This is a genomic window from Burkholderia sp. MR1-5-21 (genome assembly GCF_053427715.1).
In genome coordinates this window covers 179,624-192,502 of record NZ_JBSAXD010000014.1, presented here as the reverse complement: position 1 = coordinate 192,502, position 12,879 = coordinate 179,624, and the positions used below count along the sequence as shown (strand labels likewise).

Annotated in this window: 11 protein-coding genes; 8 read left to right on the top strand and 3 right to left on the bottom strand. The window is 69.1% G+C overall.

All coding sequences use genetic code 11. The features are described 5' to 3' along the window. Positions 1-216 precede the first annotated feature (216 nt). The 7 genes from ACV229_RS20580 to ACV229_RS20550 all read left to right on the top strand — a co-directional run bounded on the left by ACV229_RS20580 (position 217) and on the right by ACV229_RS20550 (position 7,410). Complete coding sequence (locus tag ACV229_RS20580; RefSeq protein ID WP_448084937.1) at positions 217-1,236, top strand: LacI family DNA-binding transcriptional regulator; 1,020 nt, start codon at positions 217-219, stop codon at positions 1,234-1,236. Between the two features lie 86 nt (positions 1,237-1,322). Then, positions 1,323-2,351, top strand: coding sequence for an ABC transporter substrate-binding protein (locus tag ACV229_RS20575; protein WP_448084936.1), 1,029 nt, complete (start codon positions 1,323-1,325; stop codon positions 2,349-2,351). A gap of 16 nt (positions 2,352-2,367) precedes the next feature. Beyond that, positions 2,368-3,192 carry an ABC transporter permease gene (locus ACV229_RS20570; protein ID WP_448084935.1) on the top strand — a complete coding sequence of 275 codons (825 nt, stop codon included), beginning with the start codon at positions 2,368-2,370 and terminating at the stop codon, positions 3,190-3,192. Positions 3,193-3,202: 10 nt separating this feature from the next. Beyond that, positions 3,203-4,093: an ABC transporter permease gene (locus ACV229_RS20565; protein ID WP_448084934.1), complete on the top strand. Its 891-nt coding sequence runs from the start codon at positions 3,203-3,205 to the stop codon at positions 4,091-4,093. A gap of 14 nt (positions 4,094-4,107) precedes the next feature. Next, the gene (locus tag ACV229_RS20560; RefSeq protein ID WP_448084933.1) at positions 4,108-5,139 is read left to right on the top strand and encodes an ABC transporter ATP-binding protein; all 1,032 of its coding nucleotides are present in this window, start codon (positions 4,108-4,110) and stop codon (positions 5,137-5,139) included. An 82-nt stretch (positions 5,140-5,221) separates the two neighbouring features. Beyond that, entirely contained in the window at positions 5,222-6,058 is an 837-nt protein-coding gene (locus ACV229_RS20555; protein WP_448084932.1) for a phosphodiesterase, read from the top strand. 146 nt (positions 6,059-6,204) lie between these two features. Next, on the top strand, positions 6,205-7,410 hold the full coding sequence (locus ACV229_RS20550) for an MFS transporter (protein ID WP_448084931.1): 1,206 nt from the start codon (positions 6,205-6,207) through the stop codon (positions 7,408-7,410). A 22-nt stretch (positions 7,411-7,432) separates the two neighbouring features. Here the strand turns inward: ACV229_RS20550 and ACV229_RS20545 are convergent, their stop codons facing one another. Further along, positions 7,433-8,833 carry an EamA family transporter gene (locus ACV229_RS20545; RefSeq protein WP_448084930.1) on the bottom strand — a complete coding sequence of 467 codons (1,401 nt, stop codon included), beginning with the start codon at positions 8,831-8,833 and terminating at the stop codon, positions 7,433-7,435. A gap of 735 nt (positions 8,834-9,568) precedes the next feature. Here ACV229_RS20545 and ACV229_RS20540 point away from each other — a divergent pair. Further along, positions 9,569-11,266, top strand: coding sequence for a methyl-accepting chemotaxis protein (locus ACV229_RS20540; RefSeq protein WP_448084929.1), 1,698 nt, complete (start codon positions 9,569-9,571; stop codon positions 11,264-11,266). 30 nt (positions 11,267-11,296) lie between these two features. Here the strand turns inward: ACV229_RS20540 and ACV229_RS20535 are convergent, their stop codons facing one another. Continuing rightward, positions 11,297-12,085, bottom strand: coding sequence for a molybdopterin-dependent oxidoreductase (locus tag ACV229_RS20535; protein ID WP_448084928.1), 789 nt, complete (start codon positions 12,083-12,085; stop codon positions 11,297-11,299). An 11-nt stretch (positions 12,086-12,096) separates the two neighbouring features. After that, positions 12,097-12,729, bottom strand: a complete 633-nt coding sequence (locus ACV229_RS20530) for a cytochrome b/b6 domain-containing protein (RefSeq protein WP_448084927.1) — start codon at positions 12,727-12,729, stop codon at positions 12,097-12,099. Positions 12,730-12,879 lie beyond the last annotated feature (150 nt).

Below are 12,879 nucleotides of genomic sequence, written 5' to 3'. Positions count from 1 at the left end.
CGACCACGCGCGCGCTACACGCCGCTACGCCGCGAATGCCGCGCATCCTGCACGATTGCCGGTTCCACCGCTACAATCGACATGTTGCAGCGCGGGCATTTTCGTCACACGATTCCACGCGCGGCACATCCGATGTGCCCCCATCACACGTCATCGGACGGTCACAATCGTTTTCGATAATCGTCTCGCCGAAAACGTTTACATCGCACTGCCCACATGACTCCGACCATCAAGGATGTCGCCGCACTCGCCGGCTTCTCGATTGCTACCGTGTCGCGCGCGATCAACGCGCCGCATACCGTCAGCCCGGCGACGCTCGAAGCGATCCGCACGGCGATCGACACGCTGAAATTCCGCCCGAGCCCGCTCGGCCGCCAGTTGCGCGGCGAACGCACGCGGCTCGTCGGCGTCGTGCTGCCGACCCTCGCGAACCCCGTGTTCGCCGACTGCCTGCAAGGGATCGACGAACTCGCGACCGCGGCCGGCTTCAAGCTGATCCTGATGACGACCGAATACGACGCGGCGCGCGAGCGCCACGCGATCGAGACGCTGCGCGAGCAGCGCGTCGAAGGGCTGATCCTGACCGTCGCCGACGCGGACACGCACCCGCTGCTCGACATGCTCGACCACGACGGCCCGCATTACGTGCTGATGCACAACGACACGCAGCGCCGCCCGTCGGTGTCGGTCGACAACCGCCGCGCCGCATACGACGGCGTGCGGCTGCTGACCGCGCGCGGCCATCGCCGCGTGCTGATGCTCGCGGGCTGCCTCGCCGCGTCGGACCGCGCACGGCAGCGCCATCTCGGCTATGCGCAGGCGCTCGAGGAAAGCGGCGTCGCGCCGCTGCCGCCGGTCGAGGTCGACTTCAACGCGCCCGAGCTGCCCGACGCGGTGCTCGCGCACCTGACCGCGCGCGCGACGCGCCCGACCGCACTGTTCTGCAGCAACGACCTGCTCGCGATGGTCGTGATGCGCGGCCTCCGGCGCGCCGGTTTCTCGGTGCCGGACGACATCTCGGTGCTCGGCTTCGACGGCATCGCGATCGGCGAACTGCTCGCGCCGCCGCTCGCGAGCGTCGCGACGCCGAACCGCGACATCGGCCGGCAAGCGTGGCAGCGCCTCGTCGAATGCATCGGCGGAAAACGCGTCGAACGCGCGTCGCTGATCCTGCCGCACACCGTGCGCGACGGCGCGACGGTCGCACCGGTCGGCCTGCACGTCCGCGAAGCCTGACCGCGCGGCACGCGCGCCGCTCATTCATACGCTCATTCATACGCTCACCCACACGCTCCCCCACCCGCTCACCCGGAGACCACCCCGTGACCCAACGCCTGCCGTCCCTGCTGCGCATGCTCGCCGCGCCGCTCGCCTGCGCCGCGCTCATCGCCGGCGCCTCGTCCGCGTACGCGGAAGACACCGCGATCTGCTACAACTGCCCGCCCGAATGGGCCGACTGGGCCGCGCAGATCGCCGCGATCAAGCAGAAGACCGGCATCCGCGTGCCGTTCGACAACAAGAACTCGGGCCAGGCAATCGCGCAGCTGATCGCCGAGCAGAAGAGCCCCGTCGCGGACGTCGTGTACCTCGGCGTGTCGTCGGCGTTCCAGGCGAAGGACAAGGGCGTGATCGCGCCGTACAAGCCCGCGCACTGGAACGACATCCCCGCGAACCTGAAGGACCCGCAGGGCTACTGGTTCGCGATCCACTCGGGCACGCTCGGCTTCTTCGTCAACAAGGACGCGCTCGAAGGCAAGCCGGTGCCGCGTTCGTGGGCGGACCTGCTGAAACCCGAATACAAGGGCATGGTCGGCTACCTCGATCCGTCGAGCGCGTTCGTCGGCTACGCGGGCGCGGTCGCCGTCAACCAGGCGCTCGGCGGCACGCTCGACAACTTCAAGCCCGCGCTCGACTGGTTCAGCAAGCTGAAGGCGAATGCGCCGATCGTGCCGAAGCAGACCGCGTACGCGCGCGTGCTGTCGGGCGAGATCCCGATCCTGCTCGACTACGACTTCGACGCGTATCGCGCGAAGTACAAGGATCACGCGAACGTCGAGTTCGTGATCCCGAAGGAAGGGACGATCGCGGTGCCGTACGTGATGAGTCTCGTGAAGGGTGCGCCGCACGACGCGAACGGCAAGAAGGTGCTCGATTTCGTGCTGTCAGACGAAGGCCAGAAGCTGTGGGCGAACGCGTATCTGCGCCCGGTGCGCGCGCAGACGATGAGCGCCGACGTCGCGTCGAAATTCCTGCCCGCGAGCGACTACGCGCGTGCGAAGCCGGTCGACTTCGGCAAGATGGCGGCCGGCCAGCAGGCGTTCGGCCAGCAATACCTGCAAGTGATGCAGTGACGGCAGGACGCGACCGATGCTCGACCTGACTTTTCCGCTGCGCTGGCGCATCGCGCTCGTCGCGCCCGCGCTCGCGGTGTTCGCCGCGTTCTGGCTGCTGCCGATGGCGTCGCTCGCGCAGGTGTCGGCGAACGGCGCGTTCTTCGCGCAGTACGCATCGCTGCTCGGCAACGCGCGCTACATGAAAAGTCTCGGCGAGACGGTCGCGCTGTCGGCGGCCGTCACGCTCGCGACGCTCGCGCTGTCGACGATCTCCGGCCTCTTGCTCGCGCGGCGCGAGTTCGCCGGCAAGCGCGTGCTGCTCGCGCTGCTCACGTTCCCGCTCGCGTTTCCGGGCGTCGTCGTCGGCTTCATGGTGATCATGCTCGCGGGCCGGCAAGGGCTGATCGGGATGCTGTCCGCGAAGCTCACCGGCGACAAGTGGGTGTTCGCGTATTCGGTCGCGGGTCTGTTCGCGGGCTACCTGTACTTCTCGATTCCGCGCGTGATCGTCACCGTGATCGCCGCGGCGTCGAAGCTCGACCCGTCGCTCGAGGAAGCCGCGCGCTCGCTCGGCGCATCGCCGTGGCGGATCCTGTGCGACATCGTGCTGCCGGCCCTTGCGCCGGGCCTGATCGCGGCCGGTGCGATCTGCTTCGCGACCGCGATGGGCGCGTTCGGCACCGCGTTCACGCTCGCGACCGACCTGAACGTGCTGCCGATGACGATCTACACCGAATTCACGCTGAACGCGAACATCGCGACGGCCGCCGGCCTGTCGATCGTGCTGGGCGTCGTCACGTGGGCCGTGCTCGCGCTCGCGCGCCAGTTCACCGGCCACACCGCGGCTGCGGCCGCCTGAGGTTCATCCGATGCATTCGCTTTCCGATTCTCCCGCGCCGTCGCCCGCTCCCGCGCGCGCGAACGGCGCCGTGCGGCGCACGCCGCGCGTGACCGGCGCGCGTGCGATCGCCGCGCTGCAATGGCTCGTCACGCTGCTGCTGTGCGCATTCCTGATCGTGCCGGTCGTGATGTCGGTACTCGCGGGGCTGACGGTCAACTATTTCCGCGGCGTGTCGAGCGGCCTCACGCTGCGCTGGCTCGAACAAGTGTGGCAGCAGTATCACGGCTCGGTCGCGCTGTCGCTCTACGTCGCGTTCGCGACGCTCGCGATCGTGCTCGCCGTCGGCGTGCCGGCAGGCTATGCGCTCGCGCGCAGCAAGAGCCGCGTCGCACGCGCGATCGAGGAAGCGCTCGTGCTGCCGGTCGCGCTGCCGGGGCTCGCATCGGCGCTCGCGCTGCTCGTCGTCTACGGCGGCTTCACCGCGTTCCGGATGAGCCTGTGGTTCATCGTCGCCGGCCACGTCGTGTTCACGCTGCCGTTCATGGTGCGCGCGGTCGCGGCAGTCGCCGCGGGCGCCGACCTGCGCACGCTCGAGGAAGGCGCGGCAAGCCTCGGTGCGTCGTTCGTCACGCGCTTCGTCACGATCGTGCTGCCCAACCTGCGCCCCGGTATCGTCGCGGGCGCGCTCGCGGTGCTCACGCTGTCGATCGGCGAATTCAACCTCACGTGGATGCTGCACACGCCCGACACGAAGACGCTGCCCGTCGGCCTCGCCGATACCTACGCGTCGCTGCGCCTCGAAGTCGGCAGCGCGTACACGATCCTGTTCCTGCTGATGACGCTGCCGCTGCTCGTCGCAATGCAATGGCTCGGCGTCGATCCGACCGGCACGCGCGCGACCAGGCGCGGCAAGCGCTGATTCCGGCCTTCTCGATGAAACTCGATTCCATTCCGATCACCCTGACCCGCTGCGCGAAGACGTTCCGCGGCACCCGCGTACTCGAGCCGCTCGACCTGTCGATCGGCGCGGGCGAAACGCTCGTGCTGCTCGGCCCGTCGGGCTGCGGCAAGACGACCACGCTGCGCCTGATCGCCGGCCTCGACACGCCGGACGCCGGCGGCACGATCGCGTTCGGCGATGACGACGTCACCCCGCTTCCGATCGAACGCAGGCAGGTCGGCATGGTGTTCCAGAACTACGCGCTGTTTCCGAACCTGACGGTGCGCGGCAACGTCGGCTACGGACTGAAGATCCGCAAGACCGAGCCACGCGTGCTGCGCGAGCGCGTCGACGACCTGCTCGCAATGATGCGGCTCGACGCCCACGCGGACAAGCCGATCGACCAGCTGTCGGGCGGCCAGCGCCAGCGGGTCGCGCTCGCGCGCGCGCTGGCGGTACGGCCGCGCGTGCTGCTGCTCGACGAGCCGCTGACCGCGCTCGACGCGAAACTGCGTGACGCGCTGCGCCGCGAAATGAACGCGCTGTTGCGCGAACTGGGGGTGACGACCGTCTACGTGACGCACGACCAGGCCGAGGCGATGGAGCTCGGCGACCGCATCGTCGTGATGAGCGCGGGCCGCATCGAGCAGATCGGGACGCCGCGCGACATCTACTACCGGCCCGCGAACCGCGCGGTCGCGCAGTTCATCGGCACGCTGAACCGGGTTGCGGGACAATGGAGAGACGGTGCGCTCGTGACGACGGGCGGCGCGCTCGTCACGCCGCACGCCGCCGACGAATGGTTCTTCCGTCCCGAGGACGCGCATCTCGCCGACCCCGCGCACGCGCCGTTGCGCGGCGCGGTCGGCGCGTGCGCGTTCCTCGGCGAGCGCACCCGGCTCACGATCGAGCACGCGGCGCCCGACGCGCTCGTGATCGACGTGCCGGGCCGCGTCGAGCTTGCGCGCGGCACGGCCGTCGGCATCGCGATCGCGCCCGAGGGGCTGATCGCGCTCGGTGCGTGACGTCACTTCAGGTCACTTCACTTCACGTGATGTGACGTGAAGTGATGTGCCCCACGATAACCATTCGATCCGAGGAACGACGATGCTGCTTGCACAAATCAGCGATCTCCACATCAAGCGGCCGGGCCAGCTCGCGTACCGGCGCGTCGACACGGCCGCCGCGCTCGCGCGCTGCATCGCACGCCTGAACGCACTCGAGCCGCGCCCCGACGCCGTGCTCGTCACCGGCGACCTGACCGATTTCGGCAACGACGACGAATACCGCCATCTGCGCGACCTGCTCGCACCGCTCGAGATTCCGTACTACCTGATGGTCGGCAACCACGACGACCGCGCGGGGCTGCGCCGCGGGTTCGCCGACCGGCCCGAATGGCAGGACGGCGGGCAGGACGGCGCGTTCGTGCAGTACGCGCTCGACATCGGCGCGGTGCGCGTGCTCGCGCTCGATTCGCAGGTGCCGGGCGCGAGCGCGGGCGACCTGTGCGATGCGCGGCTCGCGTGGCTCGCCCGCGAACTCGACGCGGCGCGCGACCGGCCCGTGATCGTCGCGCTGCATCACCCGCCGTTCGCGTCGGGGATCGGCCACATGGACGCGCTGCGGCTCGCGCCGGCCGCCGCGGCAAAGCTCGACGCGCTGCTGCGCCGGCATCCGAACGTCGAGCGCGTGCTGTGCGGCCACGTGCACCGGACGATGTTCGCGCGCTTCGGCGGCACGATCGCATCGACCGTGCCGGCGCCCGCGCACCAGGTCGCGTTCGACCTGCGCGACGGCGCGCCGTCGGCGTTCCGGCTCGAGCCGCCCGCGTTCGCCGTGCATCAATACACGCCCGAAGCGGGCGTGATCACGCATCACGTGTACGTCGACGAAGGCGACGGACCGTATCCGTTCTACGAGCCGACCGGCGAACTCGTCGACTGACGGGGCCGCGCGCCGGAAGCAGGGTGCGCCCGGCAGGGTTCACGGTGCTCCGGTATGATCGGCACCCTCGAACGATGCCCGGCGCGCGCGGCCGCCAGCCGCCGCGCCCGTGCGGGCCTCGCCGCTCCCGACTGCCCGGTACCGCCATGTCCACCGCCTCCACCAACCGTCCGACCGACGGCGCCACCTCGCCGCACTACTCGCGCAGCCTGCTGTTGCTGCTCGCGACGATCGCAGGCGTGTCGGTCGCGAACATCTACTACAACCAGCCGCTCCTCGACAGCTTCCGCGAAGCGTTTCCCGACCACGCATCGTGGATCGGCGCCGTGCCGACCGCGACGCAGCTCGGCTATGCGGCCGGCATGTTCCTGCTCGCGCCGCTCGGCGACCGCTTCGACCGGCGCCTGCTGATCCTGCTGCAGATCGCCGGCCTGTCGGTTGCGCTGATCGCGGCGGCCGCCGCGCCGTCGCTCGCCGTACTCGCGGCCGCGAGCCTCGCGATCGGCGTGCTCGCGACCATCGCGCAGCAGGCGGTGCCGTTCGCCGCCGAAATCGCGCCGCCCGCCGCGCGCGGGCAGGCGGTCGGCACCGTGATGAGCGGCCTGTTGCTCGGGATCCTGCTCGCGCGCACGGCGGCCGGTTTCGTCGCCGAATACTTCGGCTGGCGCGCAGTGTTCGGCGCGTCGGTCGCGGCACTCGTCGCGCTCGCCGCGGTGATCGTGCTGCGCCTGCCGAAGAGCTCGCCGACGTCGACACTGCCGTACGGCAAGCTGCTCGGCTCGATGTGGCATCTCGCGGTCGAACTGCGCGGGCTGCGCGAGGCATCGCTCACGGGCGCGGCGGTCTTTGCGGCGTTCAGCGCGTTCTGGCCCGTGCTGACGCTGCTGCTCGCCGGCGCACCGTTCCATCTCGGGCCACAGGCGGCCGGCCTGTTCGGCATCGTCGGCGCGGCCGGCGCGCTCGCGGCGCCGTACGCGGGCCGCTTCGCCGACAAGCGCGGGCCGCGCGCGATCATCTCGCTCGCGATCGTGCTGCTCGCGCTGTCGTTCGTGATCTTCGCGCTGTCCGGCGCGAGCATCGCGGGGCTCGTGGTCGGCGTGATCGTGCTCGACGTCGGCGTGCAGGCCGCGCAGATCTCGAACCAGTCGCGCATCTACGCGCTGAAGCCCGAGGCGCGCAGCCGCGTGAACACGGTGTACATGGTGTGCTATTTCATCGGCGGCGCGCTCGGCTCGTCAGTCGGCGTCGCCGCGTGGCGCATGTTCGGCTGGACCGGGATGTGCGCGGCGGGACTCGTGTTCTCCGCGCTCGCGGGGTGGTGCCACTATCGCGGCGCGAAGCGCGGCGGCTGAGCGTCCGCCGCGCGTGGCGCGGTCAGGCGTCGGTCGTCGGGAACGCGGATGTCGACGGGGACGCCGCAGGAGGCGTCGGAACGGGGGCTGACGTGGAGATCGGCGCAGGCGCGGATGTGATCGTCGGCGCCGGGGGCGGCACCGAAATGGGTGACGTTGACGGCGTCGGTGCGGCTACCGAGATGGACGACGCTGCCGACGTCGATGCCGCCGCCGGGATGGACGACGTTAACGACGTCGATGCCGCCGCCGAGATGGACGACGCTGCCGACGTCGATGCTGCCGCCGGGATGGACGACGTTGACGGCGTCGGTACGGATGCCGGCGCAGACGTCGTGGCAAGCGTCGGCGCCGACTCCGACATGGATGTGGTCGACGGCGTCGGCGCGGACGCCGACACCGGCGACGCTGCGAGCGCCGACGTCGACGCCGCTGCGGACGCCGCCCCAGCGGAAGTCGCAGACGTCGAAACGCTCGCGGCCGCCGTCCGCGCCACGCCCCTGCGCGCCGGATCGAACACGAACGACAGCCCGACGCTGCCGAGGATCGCGAGCGTCGCGACCACCGTCGCCATCGTCACGGGTTCGCCGAGCATCAGTGCGCCGAGCGCGACCGCGACGATCGGGTTCACGTACATGCAGCTGCTCGAGATGATCGGGCTCGTGTGGCGGATCAGATAGCCGTACGCGACGTAGGCGGCCATCGTGCAGAACACCATCAGGTACACGAACGCGAACACGGGCGCCACCGCGAGATGCTCGACGCGCTCGCCGAGCAGCCATGCGACGAGCGTCGACATCAGGCCGCCGAGGCCGATCTGCAGCGACGTGGACAGGAACAGGTCGGACGGCAGCTTGAGCCGCGTCGACAGATGCGCGCCACCCGCCCAGAACAGCGCACCCGCCAGCACGGAAATCGTGCCGAGCGCCGAATTCGCGGCGGCCGCGCCGCCCGCGTTCAGCACGATGATGCCGACCATCCCGAGCGCGACGGCCGCCCATTCGCCTTTGGTCACGGGCCGCCCCGCGACGGCGGCGATCACGGTCGCGAACAGCGGCACCGTCGCGACCATCACCGCGGCCGAGCCGCTGCTGACGGTCCGCATCCCGAGCGCGATCGTGCCGGACGACAGCGCGACGAGCATCGTGCCGATGATTGCCGAATTGCGGATCTCGACGAGCGACGGCCATTCCGGCTTGCGCCGCAGCGCGAAGATGAACAGGCCGATCCCGCCGAGCAGGTTGCGCAGCCCCGACAGCAGCAGCGGCGGGAACGACTGCAGCGCGAAGTGCAGGCCGCTGTAGGTCGAGCCCCAGACGAAATAGATGAACACGAGCGCCAGCGCAACGCGTCCGCCGCGGCTTTGCGGCAGGCGGATCGGATGACGGGCGAAGAAATCGAGGAGCCGGTCGAGCGGAGTCATCGTTCAGCCTGCCCGCACGGTGCGCCGCGTGCCCCGTTGAAAGACGCCGGAAGAACCGGCAAACGGCCCGGATGGGGCCGGAACGGCGAGAGCAAACGTGCGGAACGACATGACAGTGCGAACGGCGACGAGGTGAACCGGCAGGGCCGGCGGCAGAGGGACATGAAAACGTGCGCAACCGCAACGGACGCGCACGTCTCGGCATTATGGCATCACGGATTCGAAAGGATCTTCAGACCTGGCTGAAAGGTGGCCGACTGACGTTTCGGCGCGACAGTTTCATCCCGGTCGCGCCGAAACGTCGTCCGGAATCCGGACGACAGGAACCGCACCGCCCACTCGCGGAACGACGACCGCCGAACTCCAACCTCTGCCGTTCGGCCAACGATGCGCGCTCGACACGCTCGTCAACATGGCGACGGCGGCCGGCTTGCGCATCGAGATGCGGGTGCAGGAATCGGGCTGACGCGCGCGCCAGCCCGGCCCTTCCCCATGGCGCGACACGACCCGCCGAACCCGTTATTCGAAAGCCGTTTGGGACTTGTCTGAAAGGCTGTCCACTGATGTTTTCTCGCGGCATCGAATATTTGATCCGATTGGTCCATTTTCCCTAATGTCGCGAGTCTCGCTGCCGTATACCCGGCCATCAACCCTGCTTGCATGATGGTTTTTATCTGAAGAATGCATCGATGCGGGTCGGGACGTGACCGTTTTTTCTCACATGGGTAGCGGGGTATGAACAAGCTGACAGGCACCATCAAGTTCAAGATCGCGGTCGCATTCTGCGCATGCGTGATCGTGATGATCGCGATCGGGCTGGAAGGAATACGGGGGCTTGCAACGCTGAGTTCCGACATGGGTTCGATGTACACGGACAGCACGGTGCCGATCGAGGATCTGGCGAGCACCCAGGCGAATGCGCTGCAGATGCGCGTCAACCTGGAGCGGCTCGTCACGACGCATGACGCGGCCGAAGCAAAGACCAACGCCGAGCGCATCCGCGACCGCGAGAAGAAGATGCTGTCGGCGTGGAACGACTACTACCCTGCGAAGGTGACGGCCGACGACGAGCGCAAGGTCGCGGACCGGATCGCCGGCCAGCTCGGCGAATTCCGCGCGCTCGTGTCGACCGCGCTCGGCGCGGCGGAATCGGGCAACGCCGAAGCGACGGCGGCGGCGCTGGACAAGATCCGTCCGCTCGGCAGCACGCTCGCCGACAGCATCGACGAGGACATCGCGATCAACGCGAAGCAGGTCAAGGACGCGGCCGACCAGGGCAACGACACGTTCCATACGCTGCTGTGGGCATCGCTCGGCACGCTCGCGATCGGCGTGGCTGCCGCGACCGGCGCATGGCGGTACCTGCAGCGCGCGATCACGCAGCCGCTCGGCATCGCGATGAACACCGCGCAGCGCATCGCCGACGGCCACCTCGAGAACACGATCGAGGTCCGCTCGAACGACGAGTTCGGCCGCCTGCTGGACACGCTGCGCCAGATGGACGCGCAGCTCGCGAGCGTCGTGCGCGGGATCAAGACGTCGAGCGAATCGATCCTGACCGCATCGAGCGAAATTGCCGCAGGCAACATGGACCTGTCGTCGCGCACCGAGGAACAGGCCGCGTCGCTCGAGGAAACCGCCGCGAGCATGGAAGAGCTGACCGCGACGGTCAAGCAGAACTCGGAGAACGCGCGCCAGGCGACGACGCTCGCGACCAACGCGTCGGACGTCGCCGACACCGGCAGCGAAGTCGTCGAACGGATGCTGTCGACGATGCACGACATCACCACGAGTTCGACGAAGATCGCCGACATCACCGGTCTCATCGAGAGCATCGCGTTCCAGACCAACATCCTCGCGCTGAACCCGGCGGTCGAAGCCGCGCGCGCCGGTGAACAAGGGCGCGGCTTCGCGGTCGTCGCGGGCGAGGTGCGCAGTCTCGCGCAGCGCGCGTCGAGCGCCGCGAAGGAAATCAAGGACCTGATCCAGCACTCGGTCGAGACGGTGCGCGACGGCTCGGAGCAGGCGGAAGCGGTCGGCCGCACGATGGGCGACGTGCGCCAGGCGATCCGCCGCGTCGCCGACATCAACGCCGAGATCTCGGCCGCGTCCGACGAGCAGAGCCGCGGCATCGAGCAGGTCAACGTCGCGGTCGGCCAGATGGACGAAGTCACGCAGCAGAACGCGGCGCTCGTCGAACAGGCGTCGGCGGCCGCGCAATCGCTCGAACAGCAGGCGGCCGAGCAGAAACGCGCGGTCGCGGTATTCAAGCTCGCCGGCGAAGCAGGTGCGGCCGCGCCCGCGCGCAGCGCACCGAAGGCGGCGCGCCGCCCTGCCCCGGCACGCGTCCCCGCGCCGCGCGCAGTGACGGCGCCGGCACTCGCGCTCGCCACGGCGAGCTCATCGGGCCGCGATGACTGGGAAGCGTTCTGATCGCGCGCAAGCGGCCCGCGTGCGGGCCGCTTACGACCCGCCGAACCAGTTGTAGCCCTGGTCGACCCAATACCCGCCCGGATACGTGTTGGTCACGAAAATCTCCATGATGTGCTTCGGGTTCTTGTAGCCGAGCTTGGTCGGCATCCGCAGCTTCATCGGGAAGCCGAATTCCGCCGGCAGCCGTTGCCCGTCATACTCGAAGGTCAGCAGCGTCTGCGGATGCAGCGCGGTCGGCATGTCGATGCTCTCGTAGTAATCGTCCGCGCATTTGAAGCCGACGTACTTCGCGCTCGTATCGGCACCGACGCGCTGCAGGAACGCGCCGAACGGCGTGCCGCCCCAGCGACCGATCGCGCTCCACCCTTCGACGCAGATATGCCGCGTGATCTGCTCCGCATGCGGCAGCGCGTACAGTTCGTCGAGCGTCCACACGCGCTTGCCGGTCACGAGGCCGGACAGCGCGAGCCTGTACGTCGACGCATCGACATGCGGCACCTCGTCGATCGCGTAGAAAGCGTTGAACGGGAAAGGACGCGTCAGGTCGGCTTCCGTGTAGGTCGGCGCGAGACGCTGCGGGCTGAACAGCCATGCCTGCACGCGGTCGTTCATCCGCGACACCTTTTCGAGAAACGCATTGACCGATGCGTCGTCCTGCAGCGTGCAGCCGGTCAGCATCGTCAGGCCGCCGAGCGTCAGGAGGCGCCGGTTGAACAGCCGCCGCGACGGCATCTCGAGCTCGCGCCGCACATCGAGCGCGAGCGACTGCCGGTCGAGCGTCCAGCGCTGGCGCACGCGCCGGTCTTCGGGTTCGGACATGATGATCTCCTCTAGCGCCCGCGCAGCATCGCGAGCAGCGAGCGCGGCACCAGCAACGCCATCGCGACATGCACGACGAAGAACGCGACGAGCACCGACATCGCCCAGAAATGCACGACGCGCGCGTTGTCGTAACCGCCGAGCAGCGTGCGCAGCAGCGGAAACTGCACCGATTTCCAGATCACGAGACCGGACAGCACGAGCACGACGAGATCAGCGATCGCCGTCAGGTACGCGGCGCGCTGCACCGCGTTGTAGACGCTCAGGTCATCGTGCGCGAGCTTGCCGCGCAGCGCCGCTGCCAAGTCGCGCAGCACCGCCAGCGGCGTGACCGGAAGGAATTTGCGCGTGATGCGTCCGGTCGCGATCGCCATCGTCAGGTAGAAAAGGCCGTTGCCCGCGAGCAGCCACATCCCCGCGAAATGCCATTGCAGCGCGCCGCCGAGCCAGCCGCCCAGCGTGATGCCGTGCGGGAACATGAACGGCGGATAGATCGGCGACGCATCGTAGATGCGCCAGCCGGACAGCACCATCACGATCGCCGCGAGCGCGTTGAGCCAGTGGCTCACGCGCACCCACAGCGGATGGATCGTTTGCACGGGCGGCCTGGCGGCCGCGTGCTCGGGAACAGGAACGGCGGGCATCACGCACCTCCTCGATTGTGTCGGCTAACCGCACGACGGCAGGCCGACCGCCTGCACGACGTCCGGGAAGCGCGCGGCGTGCGGCACCGGTACCCGGCCGGCGGCGGATGCGCCGGCGGCCGGTCGCTCCCGGCACGCGCGCGGACGATG

What these genes read in the sequence shown, in the direction of transcription:
- ACV229_RS20560 (WP_448084933.1), top strand. Translation starts at nt 4,108, where the DNA reads ATGAAACTCGATTCCATTCCGATCACCCTGACCCGCTGCGCGAAGACG.
- ACV229_RS20570 (WP_448084935.1), top strand. Translation starts at nt 2,368, where the DNA reads ATGCTCGACCTGACTTTTCCGCTGCGCTGGCGCATCGCGCTCGTCGCG.
- ACV229_RS20540 (WP_448084929.1), top strand. Translation starts at nt 9,569, where the DNA reads ATGAACAAGCTGACAGGCACCATCAAGTTCAAGATCGCGGTCGCATTC.
- ACV229_RS20550 (WP_448084931.1), top strand. Translation starts at nt 6,205, where the DNA reads ATGTCCACCGCCTCCACCAACCGTCCGACCGACGGCGCCACCTCGCCG.
- ACV229_RS20565 (WP_448084934.1), top strand. Translation starts at nt 3,203, where the DNA reads ATGCATTCGCTTTCCGATTCTCCCGCGCCGTCGCCCGCTCCCGCGCGC.
- ACV229_RS20580 (WP_448084937.1), top strand. Translation starts at nt 217, where the DNA reads ATGACTCCGACCATCAAGGATGTCGCCGCACTCGCCGGCTTCTCGATT.
- ACV229_RS20545 (WP_448084930.1), bottom strand. Translation starts at nt 8,833, where the DNA reads ATGACTCCGCTCGACCGGCTCCTCGATTTCTTCGCCCGTCATCCGATC.
- ACV229_RS20555 (WP_448084932.1), top strand. Translation starts at nt 5,222, where the DNA reads ATGCTGCTTGCACAAATCAGCGATCTCCACATCAAGCGGCCGGGCCAG.
- ACV229_RS20535 (WP_448084928.1), bottom strand. Translation starts at nt 12,085, where the DNA reads ATGTCCGAACCCGAAGACCGGCGCGTGCGCCAGCGCTGGACGCTCGAC.
- ACV229_RS20530 (WP_448084927.1), bottom strand. Translation starts at nt 12,729, where the DNA reads ATGCCCGCCGTTCCTGTTCCCGAGCACGCGGCCGCCAGGCCGCCCGTG.